Source organism: Pseudomonas sp. S2_B10 (assembly GCF_054668425.1).
Map to the genome: position 1 here is coordinate 207,285 of NZ_CP162768.1, position 21,579 is coordinate 228,863.

Below are 21,579 nucleotides of genomic sequence, written 5' to 3' on the forward strand. Positions count from 1 at the left end.
AGACATCAGGCTCCCATCAACAGAATCAGCGTGGCGCAGACACAGGCATACAGTGCGCCTTCGAACAGTGCTTCATGCCACACCAGGCGCAGCACGCCGAGGCGCCGCAGACACCAGTCCAGCAACATGAAAATCGGAATCGCCAGTAACAGTGCCTGGGCAATCGGCGGCAGATAAACCCCGCCAATTTCGAAATCAATGGGCAAGTTGCGGTTCTCCTTCCAGGCCTTGAGGTTGCAAATAATCGCCGTGCCGCTCGAGGAATGACACCACAATCAGCAGCGCCACACGCATGCGAAACACCGACCATAGATGTTCATGACTGGTGGCGTGCAGCTCGTCCAGCTCATCTCCGAGTTGGTGCAACGTGGCCAGCAGCGCCGCAAGCTGGACATCGTCGCGACCGGCAACCAAACGACCGGTCTTGCGCAACGCCGACGCCAGGCGTTGGCCGAACGCATCGGTAAGTAGCGCGTTGTTCTGTGCCTGCTGCCGCAGCTGATGCATGGCCACGCCCAAGGCCACGCATGCCAGGCTGATTTCATACAAGCGCTGCATGGCACGATCGTTCGCCGCTGGCAGCAGGCCGAGCATGCTGGTCAGGCGATCGGTCATCCGACTCTCGAAAGCGAATTGTTGTTCATCGGTCGCCGGCATTTTGCTCAGTTGGTACACCTGCTCCCGCGCTTCGCCGTACAGGCGGCGGATGCGCAAGCCCGGGCGGAACGGGAAGATCAGCGCATAAACGATCAGGGCCAGCATCGCTGCGCTGACGTAGGCGCCGGCGAATTCGAACCATTGAATCGCCGTATTCTGCCCAGTGCCGGTATTTTGCGGTCCGAGCATGAGGAAACTGGAGAGGCCAAGGCCCATGCCGATACCGGCGGTGGCCGGACTGGAAATTCCCACGGCAATGGCATATAGCAGCGGCGCCAGCAGCAAGGCCAGCAGCTCGAAATCACTGATCGCCGGCACCAGCATGAATTGATAGAACGCCGACACCACCAGTGCCAGACCCAAGCCTCGCGCATAGCTTTGCGCAGCCATCAGCGGACGCGGAAAAGTCGCCATCAGCGAGCAGAGAATTCCCACCAGAATCATTCCGCCGCGCGCACCATCCCACGCCGTTTCGATCCAGATCAATCCGCTGACCAACAGCGCGGTAAAGGCGCGAATGGCGTTCATCGAGGCCAGGGTGAAATCCAGATGCAACGGACTGCTCTGGCCGCGATATAGGCAACTGGCCGGGCGCCCTTCCTGAATGGCGTCGCTCAGTTCGAGAATCTGCTCCAGTTGCTGCAGCAGGCGCGCCTGCTCCCAACGCAGCGCCCAGGCCAGTGAACGCAGGGCCGCACTCATGTTCTCGGTCTGCTGCTCGGCCTTGTACGCCAACGCTTCGAACTGTTGCTGCAAGGTGACGAAACGTTGCCGGTCCGCGCCAGACAGCGCACGACCCTGTTGCGCCAGTTGCTCAAGCAACGCCAGTTCCTCGGCCCGCAGTTGCTGCACCTCCAGCGGCAGATCGCCCTCCCAGCGTTCGATGAGCAACTCGCGCTGATGACGTAGCGCGGTCAGTCGCGAGGTCAGCAGCATCAGTTGATTGCCGAGCAGCAACACCAGATTGTCGGCATCGCGCAAACGTGGGGCATCGAAATACAAATGGCGCCGCAACCCCTCCAATGCGCTGATCTCGCCGAGCAGTTGCATCTGCCGACGCTGAAAATCGGCTTCGCTTTCTTCCGTGCGAAGCACTTCGGCGGCGTGGCTGGCGGCCAGTTTGATCACCTGATCGATTTTGGCGAAATAACCTTTGGCCACTGCTTCAGGCCGGGCTGTGAGCAGGCTCACCACGCACACGCAGGCAACGGCCAGCAGGGTTTCAGTGACGCGGGTGACCGCTAGCAAAAACGTGCCTTCCTGATCCGGGATTGCCAGCAAGGCCACCACCACTGCGGTGTAGCCACTGAGCACGAACGCCTGGGAACTGGTGTAGCGCAGCAAGGTGCCGCCCGCGGTGCACAGCGCCAGCCACAACGCCAATGTCGTGATGAACGGCAGCGGCGCCTGAGGAAAAATCGCCATGATCAGCACCGCCACCGCGGCACCCACGGTGGTGCCGACCACTTGGCCGAAACTGCGCGCCAGTGCCATCCCTGCCAATGGCTGACTGACAATCACCACAGCCATGATCGACCACTTCGGTTGTTCGAGATCGAAAATGAACGCCAGATATAGGGTCAACAGCCCGGCGGCGATGGTCCGCAGGGCAAACAGCAGAACAGCCTGACCGGGATGGATCAACGCCTTGAAATAGGTGTACAGCGCAGACATGGGCACTCTCTTTAAAACGACTTCTGCAAGCGTAGACATTCCAGCAAAAGCCTGACGGATTTCACAGTCGACACATGTTGTAGGACGATTCGCCGGCAACGGTTTGACTCACGCGCCAAGCTGAACGAAGCTTGCCGCTCTGCTCAAGTTCGAAGCTTTCGGAAACCCCGCATGACTCAGTCCCGCCGCAACCTGCTGATCGGCCTAGGCCTCGTACTGATCCTCGGCGTCGTCTGGCTGTCATGGCGCAGCAGCACACCGACCATCCCCGATGCTATCAAACATGGCTACAGCGAAGCGCTGAACGCCGCGCGCACTGGTGAACCCGGAGCGGCGCGCCAGTTGTACCAGCAATTGGGCCGCCCGGACATCTCGGTCAAACGCCGGGTCTGGCTGCACGGCGAGCTGCCCAACTACCCCAGCCCGCAGGCCTTGAAACTGGCTGACATCGACCTGCATCACGAAGCGCCGCAAGTGCGCGTCGCCGCGATCAAAAGCATCGTCGGTCTGGTGCCCGGCGGGCAACGCAGTCTGCTGCTCGGACCGTTGCTCGACGATGAAGAACAAACTGTCCGTTTCGCTGCGATCAATGCCCTGCTCGGCCTGAGCCCGGACGAGCTCGGCCTGTATTTCGCACCGCTACAGCAGGCTATCGACGGCTGGCAACAGACCTTGGAAAACCAGCCGGAAAGCGCTGCCAACTATGCGCAACTGGCCCGTCTTTATATCCATAACGCCGAATACAAACAGGCCCAACAGGCGTTGGACAATACCTTGCGTCTGGAACCCGGCAACCTGCCGGCGCTGGTCATGCAGATCGATGTGCTTGACCGCCAGGGCCAGAGCGATGCCGCTCGCCAGTTGCTTGCCCGCCAGCTCAAGGCGCAGCCAGATTCGGCCTATCTGCAACATGCCCTCGGCCTGTGGCTGCTGCACCACGGCCAGCGCGAATATGCCCTGCTCGGCCTGTCCAAAGCCGTCGAGCTGGAGCCGGACAACAAGGATTATCGCTACGACCTCGCCACTACTCTGCACAGCGCGGAAGAACTGGAAGCGGCGCAAAAACAGCTGCAGGAAATCGTCCAGCGCCACCCCGCCGACCGCAAGGCGCGGGTGTTGCTGATCAACTACTGGAAGGAAAGCGGCCAACTGCAGAATGTGCAGATCCTGTTGGCGCAACTGGAGCAGCTGAATCCGGACGACCCGGCCTTGCAACAAGGTCTTTAATCCAGTCAGGGCGGACTCAATTGGCCGCCCGTCCAAGAAAAAGCGGAACCGTGAACACGCCGTGAGGTCAAGTTACTCAGGCGGCTCACTCTAGCCAGCCGCCGGATTACCCTAGTCATAAGAGGGCGTTTTTTGACTACATCAAACGAGTTGATCAGTGCAAAGGCCGCCGTCGGCATTGTAGGCCTGGATGACATCCTTGCCGGTGGCTTGTCTCGCGGCCATGTGTTTTTGCTCGAGGGGGAACCCGGGACCGGCAAAACCACCGTGGCGTTGCATTTCCTGCGCGCCGGTGCGCTGGCCGGGGAACGCTGCCTGTACATCACTCTCTCGGAAACCGAGAAAGAACTGCGTCAAGGTGCGCTCTCCCACGGTTGGGAGCTGAACGAAAACATCAAGATCTTCGAGCTGACACCGCCGGAAAGCCTGCTCAATGCCGAGCACCAGCAAAGTCTGCTGTATTCCTCGGACCTTGAACTGGGTGAGGCGACCAGGCAGATTTTCGAAGTGGTCGAACGCTTCAAACCGACCCGCGTAGTGCTCGACAGTCTCTCGGAGATCCGTCTGCTGGCGCAGAGCTCGTTGCGCTATCGTCGGCAGATTCTGGCGATCAAGCATTACTTCGTGCGCTACGACGCCACCGTCCTGCTGCTCGACGACCTGACCACCGAGTCCCTCGACAAGACCGTGCACAGTGTCGCCCACGGCGTGATTCGTCTTGAAGAGCTGACGCCAAGCTACGGCGCTGAGCGTCGGCGCGTTCGAGTGGTCAAGTATCGCGGGCAGAAATACCGTGGCGGTTTCCACGACTTCACCATCATGGGCGACGGCGTCCATGTTTTTCCACGCTTGGTAGCGGCGGAGCATCGCGGCGACTACCCACGTCTGCAGCTGTCCAGCGGCATCCCGCAAATGGACGCCCTGCTCGGCGGCGGCATCGAAACCGGCTCCAGCACGCTGATTCTCGGCCCGGCCGGTACCGGTAAATCGCTGATCTCAATGATCTTCGCCGCCGCAGCGGTGGCTCGAGGCGAAAAAGCCGCGCTGTTCATTTTCGATGAAGAGCTGGGCCTGTTGTTCGAACGCATGCGTCATCTCGGTATCGACCTCAAAGCCTTGCAGGCCACCGGTAATCTGCTGATCGAACAAGTAGACGCCGCCGAATTGTCTCCCGGCGAGTTGTCCCATCGCGTGCGGCGTTGCGTCGATGAGCTGGGTATCAAAACCGTGGTGATCGACAGCATCAACGGCTATCAAGCGGCGATGCCGGAAGAAAACGCGCTGGTGCTGCACATGCACGAGCTGTTGCTGTACCTGAACCGCAAAGGCGCGGCGACTTTCATGACGGTCGCCCAGCACGGCCTGGTGGGCGATATGCAGGCGCCGGTCGATATCACTTACCTGGCCGACACGGTGATTCTGTTGCGCTACTTCGAAGCCCTCGGCAAAGTCCGCCGGGCGATCTCAATTATCAAGAAACGTACCGGCAACCACGAGTCGACCATCCGTGAATACCGGATCTCCTCGCATGGCATGACCATCGGCCAACCGCTGGAATCCTTCCAGGGCGTGCTGCGTGGCGTGCCGACTTACATGGGAGCGAGCAATCCATTGCTTGAGGATGAAAGCTTGTGACGGTCAACACGCCGTTGGCCGAGCGGGTGCTGGTGCTGGCGCCTATGGGTCGCGACAGCCAGATCGCGTTGATGATCCTCAACGAAGCCGGCTACGGCGGCATGGTGGCGCCGAATCTCGGCGCTTTATGCACCGAGCTGGAGGTCGGTGCCGGACTGCTGGTGATTGCTGCTGAAGCGCTGCGCGGACCTGAACTGGAAGGGCTAATCGCCTACCTTGACCAGCAGCCCGCGTGGTCGGACATGCCAATTGTCCTGCTGACTCATCATGGCGGCGATGAACAAGGCCCTCCGTCGCGCCTCAGTACCCTGCTCGGCAACGTGACGTTTCTCGAGCGCCCCTTCCATCCCGCGACGCTGGTCAGCCTGGTCTCCGCCGCGCTCCGTGGGCGACGACGACAATATGAAGCGCGCGATCGGCTGATCGACCTGAGTGAAAGCGAACGCCGCCTGCAATCGACTCTGGAAACCCTCGAGCAGCAAGTCGAAGAACGCACCGCACAACTTCGCCACAACGAAGAAGCTCTGCGCCAATCGCAGAAAATGGAAGCGGTCGGCCAACTCACTGGCGGCATCGCTCACGACTTCAACAACATGCTCACTGGCATCATCGGCAGTCTCGAATTGCTGCGTCGACGTCTGGCCCGAGGCCGCACGGAAGACCTCGACAGCCTGATCGATCTAGGTGTGACGTCAGCGAACCGCGCCGCCGGCCTGACTCACCGTCTGCTGGCGTTCTCGCGCCGTCAGTCACTCGACCCGAAAGCCGTGCAAATGAACACGCTGGTGCTGTCGATGGGCGAGCTGCTGCAACGCAGCCTCAATGAAAGCATTCATCTGGAAATGCGCCTGGACGACAATCTCTGGGTTGCCGAGGCCGATCCCAATCAACTGGAAAGCGCCCTGCTCAACCTGGTGATCAATGCCCGTGATGCGATGCCCGAGGGTGGCAAGCTGGTGGTGGAAACCAGCAATCAGGTGCTGCATCGCGAATTCACGGCTGCGTACAGCAATCTGGAGCCAGGCGATTACGTGATGCTCAGCGTCACTGACAATGGCAGCGGCATGCCCCAGAGCGTGGTCAGCCGTGCGTTCGATCCGTTTTTCACCACCAAGCCGATCGGCCAGGGCACCGGCCTCGGACTGTCGATGATCTATGGTTTCAGCAAGCAGTCGCGTGGGCATGTGTCGATCGACAGTGAAATCGATGAAGGCACCACGGTAAAACTCTATCTGCCGCGTTTCCGGGGTGAGGAAGTAGAAATTCCCGTCTCGGATTCGCAGCAGGCTCCGTATGCGATGGATGGCGAAACCGTACTCATCGTTGAAGACGACCCTGCGGTGCGCGTATTGGTCAGCGCCGTGCTCAGTGAGCTGGGTTACGCTTTCGTCGAGGCCGGTGATGCCGACGGCGCCATGCCGATTCTCAATTCGACGCAACGTATTGATTTGCTCATCAGTGACGTTGGTCTGCCGGGGATGAACGGTCGTCAACTGGCGGAGGTTGGTCGGCAATATCGCCCAGGTCTGAAAGTGTTGTTCATCACCGGCTATGCCGAGCACGCTGCGGTGCGCGGAGGCTTCCTCGACTCGGGGATGCAGATGATCACCAAGCCCTTCACCTTTGATCTGCTCACCGCAAAGGTGCGCGAGATGATCAATAGCTGAATCGATAGGAGCTGCCGACGGCAGCTCCTACATATCAGGCCAGCAATTCCTGAATCTTTTCCTGCAACACATCCAGATCAAACGGTTTTTCCAGAATCGGTGCGCTGTTGGTAATCGGGCTGCCGGTCTCACGGATTTCCTGCGGATAGCCGCTGATGAAAATCACTTTGAGGTCCGGTCGCAATTTCACCGCCGGATCGGCAATCTGCACGCCGGAGATCCCGCCCGGCAGGCGGAAATCGGTAATCAGTATGTCGAGATGAGGTTTGCTGGCGAGGATCTCGAAAGCCTGCTCGCCATTTTCCGCTTGCAACACGCGATAGCCCTGCCCCGACAGGTAATCCGTCAGGACCATCAAGATAACCGGTTCGTCTTCGACGACGAGTACTACATCTTGCGCATCTACGCTCATGGGAAGCCTTTGTTCGGTCAATAGCTGCTGATACGACCGTGTGGTCACTCAGAGGTTGCGTCGGATATGCCGTTTTCCTGGATTGGCAGACAAACGCGAAACAGGGCGCCCTCGTTGATTTCACTCTCGACGACGATGGAGCCGCCATGGGCGGCGACGATCTGCTCGGAAATGAACAGACCCAGCCCGAGCCCGGCCACCACCGTCTTGGCGGACACCCGTTCGAACTGCTGAAAAATACGCTTCTGGTTCTCGGCGCTGATGCCGATGCCGTGGTCTTGTACCTCGACCCGGGCCTCGTCATCTTCGCGATAGACGCGCACCTGAATCGGGCTGCGACCACCGTAACGCAAGGCATTGGTCAGCAGATTGGACACCACTTGCTCGATGCGGAACTCGTCCCAGCAACCTTCTACCGGCGCCGATGCCTCGAAGGAAACGCTGGTTTCTGCCGCTTCCATTTGCGAGGCAAAATTCTGCAGGAGATTGCTGACCAGTTGCACCAGATCGAAACGACTCGGTCGGATCGACAGTTTGCCGGTGCGGATTCGCGAGACATCGAGCATGTCTTCGATCAGGCGAATCAGGCTTTTGATCTGCCGCTCATCGCGGTCGACCATCGCCTGCATCTTGTCGAGGGTGAACGCTGAGGCGTTGTCTCGCGCCAGATGCATTTTACGCAACTGGGTTTCGAGAATCAGGCCATTGAGCGGCGTACGCACCTCGTGGGCGACGATGGACATGAAGTCATCACGCATGCGCACCGCTTGTTCCAGCTCCAGCTGGGTGCTTTGCAGTTGTTGCAGCAGCGCTTCCTGCTCACGCCGGGCCTGCTCCAACGCCTCGACCTGCTGCTTCATCGCCTTGCTCTGGCGATACAGATCGACGAAAACGTTGACCTTGCTCTTCACCGCATGGATATCCAGCGGCTTGTGCAGGAAGTCCACCGCACCGCTTTCATAGCCTTTGAACGCGTAGTTGAGTTCTCGGCCGGCAGCGCTGACAAAGATGATCGGAATGTTCTTGGTCTTCTCTGTACCGCGCATCAGCTCGGCGAGTTCGAAGCCGTTCATGCCGGGCATCTGCACGTCGAGAATGGCCATGGCGAATTCGTGCTGCAGCAACAGCGACAGTGCTTCGTCCGCCGACAGAGCCTTGTAGACCGTGCGATCCTCGCGCTTGATCAGCGCTTCCAGCGCCAGCAGGTTTTCTGGCAGATCGTCAACGATCAACAGTTTGGCTTGGATATTACTCAGCATGCGATTCGTTCCAGCTCGACTAGCAGACGGCCGATGCCGTGAATGGGTAGGACATGATCCGGCTGCAGAACGTTCAGTGCAGCCTGGGGCATGGTGGCGACTTGTGCATCCTCGGGGTCTTGAACAATGGTCAGGCCGGCGCAACGCTTGACGTAAGCGAGCCCGCGCGCGCCATCGTGATTGGCGCCGGTCAGCAGGACAGCGGCGAGTGTCTCGCCGTAAACGTCAGCGGCGGATTCAAACAAGTAATCAATAGACGGCCGCGAATGATGTACGCGGTCCTCCAGGCTCAGTGACAAGCTGCGATCCGCTTCGACCGACAAGTGGTAACCGGGCGTGGCGAAATACACCGTGCCGGCTTCAATGTCCTGCTTGTCTTCAGCTTCCTTGACCGGCATCGCCACACGGCGGGAGAACACTTCGGCCAGATGACTGCGGCGTTCTTCCGGCAGATGCAGAACGATGATGATCGGCAGCACATAGCCTTTGCGCAACGGCCCGAGCAGGGTCAACAAGGCCTCGACACCGCCCGCAGAGGCGCCGATCACGACAGCCTCGATGCGAGGCAGGCTCGGGGTGTCGTTCATGATTTGCGGTAGATCCGTTCTTGTTTGACCAACGCCTCGAACTGATTCGAATAGTTGGAAAAATCCAGGGTTTCCTTGCTGCCCAACACCAGAAAGCCGCGATGCGACAACGATTCATGGAACAGCCCGAACGCCCGGTCCTGCAGCTTCTTGTTGAAGTAGATCAGCACATTGCGGCAGGAAATCAACTGGGTTTCGGAGAACACGCTGTCGGTGGCCAGACTGTGGTCGGCGAATGTCACGTTCTCGCACAGGCTCTTGTCGAAAATCGCGTAGCCATAGGCTGCGGTGTAGTAATCGGCAAACGAACGCTGGCCGCCGGCCTGCTGGTAATTGGCGGTGTAGGCGCGGACGTTTTCCATGGAGAAAATCCCTTGCTTGGCCTTCTCCAGCGAGCGCGGGTTGATGTCGGTGGCGTAGATGATCGTGCGGTCGAGCAGGCCTTCTTCGCGCAGCAGGATCGCCATCGAATAGACCTCCTCGCCCGTGCTGCAGCCGGCAATCCAGATTTTCAGCGACGGATAGGTGCGCAGCAGCGGCACCACTTCGTTGCGGATCGCCAGGAAGTGCGAAGGATCACGGAACATCTCGCTGACCGGGATCGTCAGCAGTTGCAGCAGCTGCATGAACGCCGTCGGGTCGTGCAGGACTTTTTCTTGCAGGGCCGAGATGGTCGCGCACTCGAACTGACTCAGCGCGTGCTGCACCCGGCGCTTGATCGAAGCGCCGGAGTAGTCGCGAAAGTCGTAGCTGTATTTCAGGTAAATCGCCTCGATCAACAAGCGTAATTCGATTTCGCTGTTGCGCTCGGCTGAACTGCTGCGTTCCACTAGATGCGTTCCATTTTCGGTAACCACACACGTATCAGCGAGAACAGACGATCAAGGTCGATGGGCTTGGCCAGGTAGTCGTTGGCGCCCGCTTGCAGGCAGCGCTCCTGATCGTCCTTCATGGCCTTGGCCGTCACCGCGATGATCGGCAGCTTGCGCCAGCGCGGATCCTTGCGGATTTCCTTGGTGGCTTCGAAGCCATCCATTTCCGGCATCATCACGTCCATCAGCACCAGGTCGATGTCCTCGACTTCATGAAGTTTCTCAATCGCTTCGCGGCCATTACGGCCGATCACCACGACTGCGCCTTTGTGTTCCAGCGCGCTGGTCAGGGCGAAGATGTTGCGCACATCGTCGTCTACCAGCAGCACTTTGCGACCTTCAAAGACCTTGTCGCGGCTGCGCGCGGTCTTGAGCATCTTCTGCCGTTCATGGGACAGCTGCGATTCGACTTTGTGCAGAAAGAGTGTGACCTCATCGAGCAACCGCTCCGGGGAGCGTGCGCCCTTGATGATGATCGAGCGCGAATACTTGCGCAGTTCGGCCTCTTCATCGCGGGTCAGATTGCGTCCGGTGTAAACGATGACCGGCGGGAACGAGCAGATGTCCTCGGTGGACATGCGCTTGAGCAGATCGTTGCCGAGCATGTCCGGCAGCTTGAGATCGATGACCATGCAGTCGTAGATGGTCGTGCGCAGCAATTCCAGGGCGTCCTGGGCCAGGCCGACGGCAGTGATTTCGATGTCTTCGTCGCCAATCAGCCGCGCGATGCTTTCGCGTTGCAGATCGTCGTCTTCGACCAGCAGCACGCGTTTGACCTTCTGCGTCAGCTTGGCCTCGAGACGGGCGAACACATCCTTGAGCTCTTCGCGGGTGGTCGGCTTCACTGCGTAGCCGATCGCGCCCATGTGCATGGCGGCTTCGACGCGGTCTTCCACGGAAATCACGTGCACCGGAATGTGCCGGGTTTCGGCGCGTTCTTTCAAGCGTTGCAGCACGGTCAGACCGGAATGATCCGGCAGGCGCATGTCGAGCAGGATCGCATCCGGCACGAATTCGCGCGCCAGGTCGTAACCTTCGTCAGCGCCGTGGGCGACCAGACACATGTAGCCCAACTCATGGGCCAGGTCATAGAGGATACGGGCGAAGTTCGGTTCGTCCTCCACCACCAGAATGCAGCGGGTGGCGAACGGTGCCTTGTCGCGATCGTCGGCAAAGCGCGGGATGACTGCCGGAATCGCCGATGCCAGCGGAGCCGCAACAGCAACTGGCGCAGGCGTCACAGGTGCCGGGTGGAAGGTCAGCGGCGCGGCCGGCGTTTCACCGAATTCGTGATACTGACGCGGCAACACCAGCGTAAACGTACTGCCCTGCCCCGGTACGCTGTCGACGCTGATCGAACCGCCCAGCAACGTCGCCAGATCCCGCGAGATCGACAGGCCCAGACCGGTGCCGCCGTACTTGCGATTGGTGGTGCCATCCGCCTGACGGAACGCTTCGAAAATACTTTCCTGCTGATCGGCAGCGATACCAATCCCGGAATCCTTGACGCTGAAAGCGATGTGATCATTCGGCTGCGCGGTGATGCTCAGGCTGACGGCGCCGTGCTCGGTGAACTTGATCGCGTTGGACAGCAGGTTCTTGATCACCTGCTCCAGACGCTGACGATCAGTGAACAGCAAGCCCGGTGCGTCCGGCTGGACCTCGACGGTGAACGCAAGGTGCTTGTCGGCAGCCAACGGTTCGAACATCGAGCGCAAGCCGTCGACCAGACGATCGACGCGGGTGTTTTCGGCAATCACTTCAAGTTTGCCGGCCTCGACCTTGGAAATGTCGAGAATGTCGTTGATCAGGTTGAGCAGATCGTTGCCGGCCGAATAGATCGATTCGGCGAACTTGACCTGTTCCGCCGACAGATTCTGCTGCGGGTTTTCCGCCAGCAGTTTGGCCAGAATCAGCGAACTGTTGAGCGGCGTGCGCAGTTCGTGGGACATGTTGGCGAGGAATTCGGACTTGTACTTGCTCGAGCGTTGCAGCTCTTCGGCACGCTCTTCAAGCTGGATCTGCGCCTGATTCAGCTCGGTGTTTTTCTTGTCCATCGCATCGCGCTGCTCGGCGAGCTGCTCGTTGGTCTGCTCCAGCTCAACCTGCTGGGTTTCCAGATGCGCCTGGGATTCCTTGAGAATCCGCGACTGTTCTTCCAGCTCTTCGTTGGCGGTCTTCAGCTCTTCCTGCTGCACTTGCAGCTCTTCATTGAGCTGCTGGGTTTCGGCGAGCACTTCCTGCAAGCGCTGACGGTAACGCGCCGCTTCGATCGAGGTGCCGATGTTGCCGGCAATCAATTCCAGCAGTTCGATGTCGCGCTCGGACAGCGGACGCAGGAAACCCAGCTCGATCACGCCATTGACCCGATCGTCATCGCTGGTCGGCACCACCAGCACACTGTGCGGCAGACCTGCACCGAGCCCGGAGCTGACTTTGAAATAGTCGCCCGGGACCGCGTCGAGACGGATCAGGCGTGCCTGTTCTGCCACTTGGCCGACGATGCCTTCGCCGCTGTAGATCGTTTGATTGAGCTCTTCCTGCTCGCGGGAGAAACCATAAGTCGCCACGCGCTTGAGGCCGCCATGTTCTTCACGCACATAAAGCGCGGCGACGGCAGTGCCAAGGTATTGCGCGCAGAATTGCAGAATGTTGCGCCCCAGCAGGTTCAGCGTCAGTTGACCCAACACCTGCTCGGCCAGTTGCGTCTGGCCGTTGCGCAGCCACGCCTGTTTCTCCAGGCGTTCGGCGCTGGCCAGTTGGGCGGCGAGGTTGGCGCTGTAGTTGGTCGACAGGTTTAGCAGATCACGGCGGCCGATGTAGGCCAGCAAACCGCTGATGCCAACGATGAAGATCAGGTAAAGGGTGATGCTCCAGATCGTCGTGCGGCGCACATCCTCATTGCGCGTGGCGCGCAGCACCTGCTCGGTCTCGATGACGTCCTCGAATTGCTTGCGGATTTCATCGGTCAGGCGCTTGCCCCGCCCGGCCTTGACCGCACCGCGATAGTCGCCACTGCTGCGCTGCAGATCGATCATAGACTGCGCGTAATTGGCCCACTCCACCTGCAAGGCTTGCAAACGGCGCAGGCGATCGGTCTGCACCGGATTATCGGCGGTCAGCTCCAGCAACGTATTGAGAGCGACCTCGATACGCGGCTTGGCAACTTCGTACGGGTCGAGAAAGTGCTCGTCACCGCTGAGCAGATAGCCGCGCATGCCGGTTTCCAGATCAACGGTGAGCTTCACCGCTTCATTGGCGTTATTGATCACCCGGTCGGTGTGCTCGACCCATTGGATGACCGACAGCAAATAAGTGATCAGCGAGACGAAGAACACGGCGCTGAGCACGCCAACGCCCAGCGGCAGGCTGACGTTGCGACTCAGAAGTTTGCGGAACCGTTGTTCATCAACCGAGGACGGAGAGGACATGGGGCAGCCTTGTCGAACTGTTGAAAACCCGAGAGTTTGCCCCAAAACCCCGCCATGGATCCATTTTTCTCACACAAATGATGGCATTTTCCTACGCACACCTGCGCATTGGACGACGCCAACGGTTATCCTTGCCTCACCGCACTGACCTGTTCTTTTTTGTATCAGCTCGGGAACTTGTGGCTATGCGCCACTTACTCATGCAAGAGTCCGGCAAATTCGCTTGCCCGGTATCCCCCGATTTCAATTTTTGAGAGTCCTGCCATGTCTGCCACTCCATCCACTATCCTGGTCGTTGAAGACGACTCCATCGTGCGCATGCTTATCGTCGATGTACTGGAGGAGCTGGAATACACGGTATTGGAGGCTGATGACGGCAACGCGGCACTCGAAATCCTTGCGGATCCTGGCAAAGCCATCGATTTGATGATGACCGACTACGGCCTGCCTGGCATGAATGGCCGCGAACTCTCTCAAAAGGCCCGTCAGCTGCGCCCTGCTCTGCCCATCCTGTTCGCCAGCGGCTATGCCGAGAGTCTCGAAGTACCCGATGGCATGCATGTCATCGGCAAGCCCTTCTCCATCGATCAATTGCGCGACAAAGTTAAAAGTATTCTGAACTAAATCTGATAAATGCCCGTCGCAGATGCAACTTGTCACATCCGAAAACAATCAGCAACTAACTAACACTGCCATTGCTTAACCTGCCAGCTCTATCCTGAATCATCTTTGGCGGCGTTAATAAATAACGAAGTACAGCCAGGGAACTTTCGATACTCATTCAGGATAGAGCCCATGCAGTTCATTTCTTCCGACGTGCCTGCCGCCGTCGATTGCTCCGCTTCCGACAAACAGGAACGCGCGCTTATTGTTCAGTTACTTGTTGAAGCCCTTAAGGCAACTGAGTTTGAAGTCTCGGCCGACAGTTACTCGGCAAGCGCCTCGCTGCCGGTCGCCACTGTATTCAATGTGCAAGATCGCTTCATACCCCGGGTCATCGGCAGCAGTTTTGACGAACGCTGTGAACCAGCACGCAATGCCTTGAAAAATTTAATTGCAACCCCGGAGTTTGCGCAGCTGTTACGCAACCATTCTTTTTCAGCTGATATTAACCTAGCAGTGGATACCAACGCCGGAGTTCTCGTTGTTTATGACTCAGAGTTCGAATCCCATCGTTTCAGCATTGCACTGGACAATGCTGAAGTTTCGGTGTTTTCCGAAGAACTCGATATGCTCGCCGATTTGGCGAAGAACATCGGCGGCGTCGTTTATTCCGGCCAAGTGATTGGCATAGTGCAATGGTTGAAGTTCAACGGTTATGACTTGCCGACGAACATTGCCGAAACCCGGGCACTGATTGAATGGCTGACCTTCGAACTGCCCGAGCCACCCGCCTTGGGCGACTACCACGAATTGCTCCACGCCGATGAGTCGTCACCGTTTCATTTATCGATAGCGAACCGCAAAGTCATAACCCAGACAGTGCATGAGCTGACCCAAGGTGCGACAAGCCTGTTGCAGGTACTGGCGTTCGCCAACTTCAACCTGATTCCGGCACAGGACATACGCGACAACGCGGACAAGTTCCTGCACAACTTCCTGAGGCGAAAAACCGCTCGCGCCCTGGGAGAAACCCTGCATGCACGCCTTGGCTGGCATCTGGAAGCCAATAACGCGGACGTGCGCGAACGCCAGGTCAATGAGTTAGTCATCGCTGCGCTGATCATCGACATGCAATTGCGCTCCGATCAGCCTCTTGTCGCCGGCTATGACTTCTATCAACCGGCGAATTCCACACTCAGCGCTGCCGAAGTACGCGTCCTGTTCGAACAGCATCTGGTTGATCTGGGCCTGAGCGAAGCGCACAACGCGCCACTGGCAGCGCATCTATTGATCGCGGGTGCAGCACCGGAGTTGCTGATCGACCAGATCCCGCCCGGGCTCACGCTGGACAAGCCAGGCTGGGTAACTGCGCGCCAGAGCGCTGCCGTGGTCGAGCACGCCGCACCTGGCAGCTCGCGTGCAATGACGTTTGCACAACTCAAGGCGTTTTCCGAGCTGACCCCGGTTTCCGGTGAGCTCGACAAGTTGTACGAAGCGGCGGCGATCCCGGCGGTGGTGGACTGGGCGGTACTCAACGGAGTCATCCCTTACCGCAGCGACAAAGACTACGACAAGACCACGGTGATCAAGGCCAGCGCGTATTTCTCGCGTTACATGGAGGCTCTGGCCCAGTCTGAAACAGGCTTGTCCACCGCGCCACCGGACCGGCGCAAAATCGCTTTGCGTGCGCTGGAGCAAGTGATGCCCGCCGGCGCCTATCTCGAACAGCCGGCCTTCGAAATAAAGTACCTGGACAGCTTCGGCGAACGTAGCTGGCTCGAAGGGTTGAAGGCTGCGCATCCGGCGGGGATTCTTACCGAGTTCTGGAATTTCCTCGCCAGCGCCACTGACAACAACCAATACGCGATCAACGGCCTGTTGCGCCTACGCCTGTCGATTCTCGATCTGTATCTTTCCGGCGATCTGGTTGAAGACGGACAACTTTCGGACAAATTCAAGACCCGCGACAACTTCCACCCCCCGGCCGATGCCTTCACCCGCCTGGCCGAACTGCAATCGCCGTCGCAACTGTTTGATCAGGCGTTTGATCGTTACTACCGGAACGTGCGCGAGGGTCTATCGTCCCTGATCAAAATGGCGATCACACAGATGCCAGAGCATGATCGTCAGGCCTTGACCAGCGGCAAAATGACCTTCTACACCGTCAGGAAGGAGGTCAACCCACTGAATCCGCAGCAAGAAACGCAAATCCAGCGAGATGAGGCCAATGGGCGTTACGGGATAATTCTTTGCTGCGACGACGGTGATCGGCTGCGCGCTTACGAACTGTTCACGCTGCGCGGCGTCTGCTACGAGCGTCCGGATCTGGCGCTCAAGCTGCAAGACACCGGTCTCATTCATCAACGGCCGACCCTTTCATACACTGGCAGCAAGTACGATTTTCAGGACAAGAACAAAGCCAGCGAGTGGCCCCTCGATTACGCCGCCTACCGCGAAGGCAGCGAACCACGCCAGGGCATGACTTCCAAAGTAGTGGTGGAGAAGCTCTGGCAGTTGCAACTGCAAGAGACTGATGTGCGCGCGGTTCCGCTGTTCTTTTCTGCGCAACTGGATGAGATCGCCCAATGCGTACTGGACAACCATCCTGTCGCCCGCCGCGAAGAGTTGTATGCCGCACTGGATGTGCGCAACGGCCTGGAAGAATGGCGCGACACCAGGGAGATCGTCGAGAATCTGGCAATCAACGTCATCGTGCCGTTCAAACAGTGCATTGAAGACATTCGTTCCGGACGCACCGACCGTGTCGCCGAAGGCATTGGTGGCTGCATTCTGGATGGCCTGTCGGTCATCGGCCTGCTGGTCGGTCTTGGCGCGTCGGCAGCGAGCATCATCGCCAAGACCGGGTCGACCACCCTAAAACTGCTGAAAGTCGCCAAAGCCGTGGCCCGAGCGACCGTGTCGCTGATCAACCCGCTCGACGGTTTGCCCGCCCTCGCCCGCAAAGGTTTTCGTCTGGTCAAACGCGGCGTGGTCTTTGCCGGCGAAACCGCGCTCGACGCCGCGCACACCGCCAGCGTGCAATTGAAAAGGTTGATACATGGCGTCGAGAGTCGGGACTGGATCAGACTCTCCCACACCGGCGATGTGCGTCAGGCGACCTGGCGAGGCGCCGACGCGCTTGGCGAGGCGATCGACATCGCAGTGCTGGAACGCAACCAGGACTGGCACGCGCTGAGCATCCGCACCGGCGGTGCCTGGGGCCCGCGCCTGAAACTGCTCGACCTGGGTAACTTCGCCCCGTTGAAGCGCCTGTTCGGCCGCTTCAAGCCATTCAGTTACACCCGCGGTTATCTGAAAAAAGCCATTCCCCGCGCCCGGACCAAGCTGGACAACTCCATCAACGCGCTGTCGCAACTGTCTTCCAACGACGACATTCGCGCGGTGCTCAAGCATGTGTTCGGTAACGATTCCGATGAAGTGGCACAGCACGTGTCGAAACATCTCAGCGCGATGCGCAAGGATCTCGAGTCGATCAGCTTCAGCAATGTGACGTTCCGCCCGCATCAACCCGGCGTGATCGCCTCGCTTTCGCCACCGGCCTATAAGCGCTGGCAGACAGCGCTGCGCACCGGCGAAATAATCGATGAGTCCGCAGGCCGGTTTCTGTCGATCTACCCGGACAATCTCGATGAGTTTTACAAGTTGTCGCGCTACGACGACGGCAGCGTCGCCGACGTGCTGATTCACGAAATGTCCCACGGTGGCCCGGACACCCTCGACCTGTACTACGGCAAGGTCTACCCGGAGTTGCATCAGGCGGAGTTCGATGCGGTCGGACTGCTGGAGCTGGCTCGGGACGCGCGCAAGGCGCATCCGGACAACCTGATCAATCCACATCACGCTCTGGCGCACCGACCGGGATTCGTCGAGTTCAACCAGGTAAAAACCAGTCTGCCGAAACTGGTCCAGGACCATCCGGCGCTGGCCAACGCTGAGTCATACATGCTTGCGGTATCGCTGCTCGATCAAGCACAAACGCGTCCGGCCATATTGAGCTTCAATGTGAAGACTATCGACAATGCCGTGCGCAACACCGCTGCCGGCAAGTTTCTGCAAGGGCCGCTGCTGCTCAATCTCGCCAAACCGGTCATTTAAGCGCTGAAACGGCTGGTCGGTGGACAGGGTGCATTTCAATCACTTCGCTGTGGTTTAATTGCGCCCTTTTTTCTTCCATGGGTCAGAGGATCAGTCGTGAGCCATTCGCGTACCACCAAAGTTCTGGTCATCGGCTACGTCTGGCCAGAACCGCGCTCATCGGCGGCCAGCGGGCATGTCATGCAGATCCTCGAGACATTTCTCGATCAAGGCTGGGACATCACGTTCAGCAGCCCGGCCGGCCCGGGTGAACACAAGGCTGATCTGACGGCGCTGGGCATTCGCGAAGTATCGATCGAGCTCAACAACAGCAGTTTCGACACGTTCATCAGCGAGTTGGCGCCGGATATCGTGCTGTTCGATCAGTTCATGATGGAAGAACAGTTTGGCTGGCGGGTGGAGAAACACTGCCCGGACGCCCTACGCCTCCTGGAAACTTCCGACCTGCAAAGCCTGCGGCATGCGCGTCATCAGCGCCTGAAAGACCGGCTGAAAAGCAACGACGAGCAGACTGATTTCACCGAGCTGTTTGCACCGGCATTGCACGAAGAATTCCAGCTGATGGCCGGCACCGATCTGGCCAAACGGGAAATCGCTGCGCTGTATCGCTGCGACTTGAACCTGATGATTTCCGAAGTCGAGATCGACCTGCTGGTGGAGGAATTCGGTCTGCCTCGGCAAATCCTGCATTGGTGTCCGTTGATGATTGATCTTCCGGACACCGCCGCGCCAGGTTTCGAAGAGCGCGCGCATTTCCTCAGCATTGGCAACTTCCGTCACGCGCCGAACTGGGATGCCGTGCTCTGGATGAAGACCACCCTCTGGCCGCTGATCCGCGCGCGCTTGCCTCGCGCGCAACTGCATATCTATGGCGCCTATACGCCGCCCAAAGCCACCGCACTGCACAACCCGGCCCAAGGCTTTCACATCATGGACTGGGCCGAAGATGCACTTGAAGTGATGTCGGCAGCACGAGTCTGCCTTGCGCCATTGCGCTTCGGCGCGGGAATCAAGGGCAAACTGCTCGATGCCATGCTCTGTGGCACGCCGAGTGTGACCACACCGATCGGCGCCGAAGCCATGCACGGCGACGCTCCGTGGCCGGGAGCCGTCGCCCTCGACGCAAACACCTTTGCCGAACAGGCGGTGCAACTGTACGAAAATCCGGCGCGCTGGCAGCAGGCGCAGATTCAGGCTTCGGCACTTTTGCAGCAGCGTTATCAGCGCAGCGTACATGGCCCGCGTCTGATCAACCGGATAGATGATTGCCGACAACACTTGGCACAACTTAGAAACGACAACTTCACCGGCGCCATGTTGCGACATCACACACTCAAAAGCACTCAATACATGGCTCAATGGATCGAAGCCAAAAACCAGCTGAGTCCAACAGAGCGTTGATTACATCAATTACATGACTTGCATTAAAAGCCAACTTTCGCAATAACACGAACATGCTTATAAACATCCTGCGCGCAACTACTAACCACTTCGCAGGATGTGCAACATGGAAAACTTCGACGATATACCAACCCATCAATGGATGGCTTATTCACCACAAATCGATAATCTTTCGTTATTTGAAATGACCCTGCCCGGCGCGCATAACGCCGGTTGTGACTGGGAAGCGTCTTACGCCCTTATTCCCGGGAAAAACTGGCTTGCCTGCCAGGACGTTTCCTTTTATTCGCAGTTGAATCGCGGCGCTCGCGCACTTGATGTACGCCTTGTATACAACAGCAAGGCGAAACAACTGGCGAGATTCCGTTTCCAGCACAATGGGTTCAACTCTTCGCGAACGCTTGAAGACCTGATCAGGGACGTTAAGGGTTTTTATGAAAGAAGCCCGAATGAGTTTATCATTCTGGACTTTCATGAACTTTCCAGCGCTACAGATCCATTCAACCATGAGGAATTCAAAACAACTTTGCTGGAGCACCTTGGGGAACGGATCATTCCCACCGACAATCTGCATCTGACAATTGGCCAACTCAAAGCCATCAATCCATTGCAACGCATCATGGTGGCCGCGCCGATGACCTGGGAAAGCGAAGACTTTCGTTTCTACAGACCAATCAATCACAAGTGGATCGGCAAATCACAGGTCAGCACCTCGGATCTTTATGGCTATATAGACAACGTACTGAGCACACCTGTCAGTACGCTCCGCCCATGGTCGCTGTCGGCAACCAGTTACACACTCGGCGGCCCACAGCGGATCCTCGACAGTCTTGACGAGTGGTTCGACCCGGAAAAATCCGATTGGGCGCGCAAGTGCAACATCATCAATTTCGACTTCATCAAAAATTCGAACATCGTGCGTTTCTGCCAAATGGCCAACCTGCAAAAGGCGCGCGACAAGCTCAGCTGAGCGGTCACCACGGACGGCCGGTCGGAAGTGGCACAAATGGCAAAAAACGAGGCATGATCGCGCAGCGATAATAAAAAAGTGCCCCGTCATGACCCGAACCGCTCGCGTGACCGACCCTTCCTACGAGTTGATGGACGACCATAACGGTTTGTCCATCATCTACCGCCAGCACGGCTTCCCCTGCCCGCTGGTGCGCTGGCATTTCCACAAGGAGTACGAGCTGCACCTGATCGTGGCCAGCTCCGGCAAGGTGTTCATCGGCGATTACATCGGCAACTTCTATCCAGAGACTTTGTTTTTGACCGGTCCCAACCTGCCGCACAACTGGATCAGCCAGGTCGCCGAGGATGAAGTGGTGGAGAAGCGCGACATGCTGGTCAACTTCACCGACGAATTGTTCGAGAGCGGGCACCAGGTGTTCGCTGAGCTGAAATCCCTGGCGCCACTGCTTGAGCGTGCGCAGTACGGCATCGAATTTCGTTGCAAGCGCACGATCCGTCAGGCCATGACACTGATGCAGCGGATCGCCGACAGCACCGGCATCACTCGCCTCGGGCATTTTTTCATCCTGATGGAATTGCTCGCGGCCAGTGATGATTTCCAGTTGTTGTCCGGTGCCACCACGCCGCAACTGGCCGACGAACACAACATCGACCGCACCAACCGCGCGGTCGATTACATCTTCAGCCACTACGCGCGGGACATCTCACTGGAAGAAGTGGCCGAACACCTGGGTATGACACCGACCTATTTCAGCCGGGTATTCAAGCAGGCCACCGGGCGCAACTTCATCGAATTCGTCAATCGCCTGCGCATCAGCAAATCCTGTGAGCTGCTGGCCGATGGTGACAAACCGGTGACCGAGGTGTGCTTCGAGTCGGGCTTCAACAATATTTCCAACTTCAATCGACGCTTCCAGCAACTCAAGGGCATGACGCCGTCGCACTATCGACGGCTGGCGGTGCAACGGCTGACAGAACAGAACCATCTCTGACGACACGCCACCTGTGGGAGCGAGCCTGCTCGCGAAAGCGGTCTGTCATTGAAAAATCCTGTGGCTGACACACC

General features: G+C 58.4%; 15 protein-coding genes. 8 read left to right on the top strand and 7 right to left on the bottom strand.

Features of this window, described 5'->3' with window-relative positions; all coding sequences use genetic code 11:
- Window positions 1-5 precede the first annotated feature (5 nt).
- Entirely contained in the window at window positions 6-206 is a 201-nt protein-coding gene (locus AB4O45_RS00840; protein WP_016774855.1) for a DUF1656 domain-containing protein, read from the bottom strand.
- Window positions 196-2,331 (bottom strand): FUSC family protein, encoded by a 2,136-nt coding sequence (locus tag AB4O45_RS00845; RefSeq protein WP_460160944.1) that lies wholly within the window; start codon window positions 2,329-2,331, stop codon window positions 196-198. The genes AB4O45_RS00840 and AB4O45_RS00845 overlap by 11 nt, the downstream gene beginning before the upstream one ends.
- 171 nt (window positions 2,332-2,502) lie before the next feature.
- On the opposite strand from AB4O45_RS00845, the gene AB4O45_RS00850 reads away from it, so the two are divergent.
- The 3 genes from AB4O45_RS00850 to AB4O45_RS00860 all read left to right on the top strand — a co-directional run bounded on the left by AB4O45_RS00850 (window position 2,503) and on the right by AB4O45_RS00860 (window position 6,860).
- The gene (locus AB4O45_RS00850) at window positions 2,503-3,558 is read left to right on the top strand and encodes a tetratricopeptide repeat protein (protein WP_041480266.1); all 1,056 of its coding nucleotides are present in this window, start codon (window positions 2,503-2,505) and stop codon (window positions 3,556-3,558) included.
- Window positions 3,559-3,690: 132 nt separating this feature from the next.
- Window positions 3,691-5,193 (top strand): ATPase domain-containing protein, encoded by a 1,503-nt coding sequence (locus tag AB4O45_RS00855; RefSeq protein WP_056789781.1) that lies wholly within the window; start codon window positions 3,691-3,693, stop codon window positions 5,191-5,193.
- Window positions 5,190-6,860, top strand: coding sequence for an ATP-binding protein (locus tag AB4O45_RS00860; RefSeq protein WP_150635167.1), 1,671 nt, complete (start codon window positions 5,190-5,192; stop codon window positions 6,858-6,860). The genes AB4O45_RS00855 and AB4O45_RS00860 overlap by 4 nt, the downstream gene beginning before the upstream one ends.
- 34 nt (window positions 6,861-6,894) lie before the next feature.
- Here the strand turns inward: AB4O45_RS00860 and AB4O45_RS00865 are convergent, their stop codons facing one another.
- From AB4O45_RS00865 to AB4O45_RS00885, 5 genes are read right to left on the bottom strand one after another with little or no spacing between them, the layout of a single operon-like run.
- Window positions 6,895-7,272, bottom strand: coding sequence for a response regulator (locus tag AB4O45_RS00865; protein ID WP_056789776.1), 378 nt, complete (start codon window positions 7,270-7,272; stop codon window positions 6,895-6,897).
- 44 nt (window positions 7,273-7,316) lie between these two features.
- Complete coding sequence (locus tag AB4O45_RS00870) at window positions 7,317-8,531, bottom strand: hybrid sensor histidine kinase/response regulator (RefSeq protein ID WP_041480260.1); 1,215 nt, start codon at window positions 8,529-8,531, stop codon at window positions 7,317-7,319.
- Window positions 8,525-9,118, bottom strand: coding sequence for a chemotaxis protein CheB (locus tag AB4O45_RS00875; protein ID WP_041480259.1), 594 nt, complete (start codon window positions 9,116-9,118; stop codon window positions 8,525-8,527). The genes AB4O45_RS00870 and AB4O45_RS00875 overlap by 7 nt, the downstream gene beginning before the upstream one ends.
- The gene (locus AB4O45_RS00880) at window positions 9,115-9,948 is read right to left on the bottom strand and encodes a CheR family methyltransferase (RefSeq protein ID WP_016774863.1); all 834 of its coding nucleotides are present in this window, start codon (window positions 9,946-9,948) and stop codon (window positions 9,115-9,117) included. The genes AB4O45_RS00875 and AB4O45_RS00880 overlap by 4 nt, the downstream gene beginning before the upstream one ends.
- On the bottom strand, window positions 9,948-13,421 hold the full coding sequence (locus tag AB4O45_RS00885; RefSeq protein WP_460160945.1) for a response regulator: 3,474 nt from the start codon (window positions 13,419-13,421) through the stop codon (window positions 9,948-9,950). The genes AB4O45_RS00880 and AB4O45_RS00885 overlap by 1 nt, the downstream gene beginning before the upstream one ends.
- 264 nt (window positions 13,422-13,685) lie before the next feature.
- Here AB4O45_RS00885 and AB4O45_RS00890 point away from each other — a divergent pair, with 264 nt between their 5' ends.
- The 5 genes from AB4O45_RS00890 (at window position 13,686) to AB4O45_RS00910 (ending at window position 21,505) form a co-directional block, all read left to right on the top strand.
- Window positions 13,686-14,045 (top strand): response regulator, encoded by a 360-nt coding sequence (locus tag AB4O45_RS00890; protein ID WP_323620238.1) that lies wholly within the window; start codon window positions 13,686-13,688, stop codon window positions 14,043-14,045.
- Window positions 14,046-14,651: 606 nt separating this feature from the next.
- Window positions 14,652-18,140 (top strand): hypothetical protein, encoded by a 3,489-nt coding sequence (locus AB4O45_RS00895; RefSeq protein WP_460160946.1) that lies wholly within the window; start codon window positions 14,652-14,654, stop codon window positions 18,138-18,140.
- A gap of 96 nt (window positions 18,141-18,236) precedes the next feature.
- Window positions 18,237-19,541 (top strand): glycosyltransferase, encoded by a 1,305-nt coding sequence (locus AB4O45_RS00900; RefSeq protein ID WP_252884289.1) that lies wholly within the window; start codon window positions 18,237-18,239, stop codon window positions 19,539-19,541.
- Between the two features lie 106 nt (window positions 19,542-19,647).
- The gene (locus AB4O45_RS00905) at window positions 19,648-20,511 is read left to right on the top strand and encodes a PI-PLC domain-containing protein (protein ID WP_252882105.1); all 864 of its coding nucleotides are present in this window, start codon (window positions 19,648-19,650) and stop codon (window positions 20,509-20,511) included.
- Between the two features lie 88 nt (window positions 20,512-20,599).
- Entirely contained in the window at window positions 20,600-21,505 is a 906-nt protein-coding gene (locus AB4O45_RS00910; protein ID WP_056789758.1) for an AraC family transcriptional regulator, read from the top strand.
- Window positions 21,506-21,579: the final 74 nt, after the last annotated feature.

Excerpts from the sequence above, each read along its gene's own strand:
- AB4O45_RS00845 (WP_460160944.1), bottom strand. The coding sequence starts at position 2,331 with ATGTCTGCGCTGTACACCTATTTCAAGGCGTTGATCCATCCCGGTCAG.
- AB4O45_RS00850 (WP_041480266.1), top strand. The coding sequence starts at position 2,503 with ATGACTCAGTCCCGCCGCAACCTGCTGATCGGCCTAGGCCTCGTACTG.
- AB4O45_RS00865 (WP_056789776.1), bottom strand. The coding sequence starts at position 7,272 with ATGAGCGTAGATGCGCAAGATGTAGTACTCGTCGTCGAAGACGAACCG.
- AB4O45_RS00870 (WP_041480260.1), bottom strand. The coding sequence starts at position 8,531 with ATGCTGAGTAATATCCAAGCCAAACTGTTGATCGTTGACGATCTGCCA.
- AB4O45_RS00875 (WP_041480259.1), bottom strand. The coding sequence starts at position 9,118 with ATGAACGACACCCCGAGCCTGCCTCGCATCGAGGCTGTCGTGATCGGC.
- AB4O45_RS00885 (WP_460160945.1), bottom strand. The coding sequence starts at position 13,421 with ATGTCCTCTCCGTCCTCGGTTGATGAACAACGGTTCCGCAAACTTCTG.
- AB4O45_RS00890 (WP_323620238.1), top strand. The coding sequence starts at position 13,686 with ATGTCTGCCACTCCATCCACTATCCTGGTCGTTGAAGACGACTCCATC.
- AB4O45_RS00895 (WP_460160946.1), top strand. The coding sequence starts at position 14,652 with ATGCTCGCCGATTTGGCGAAGAACATCGGCGGCGTCGTTTATTCCGGC.
- AB4O45_RS00905 (WP_252882105.1), top strand. The coding sequence starts at position 19,648 with ATGGAAAACTTCGACGATATACCAACCCATCAATGGATGGCTTATTCA.
- AB4O45_RS00910 (WP_056789758.1), top strand. The coding sequence starts at position 20,600 with ATGACCCGAACCGCTCGCGTGACCGACCCTTCCTACGAGTTGATGGAC.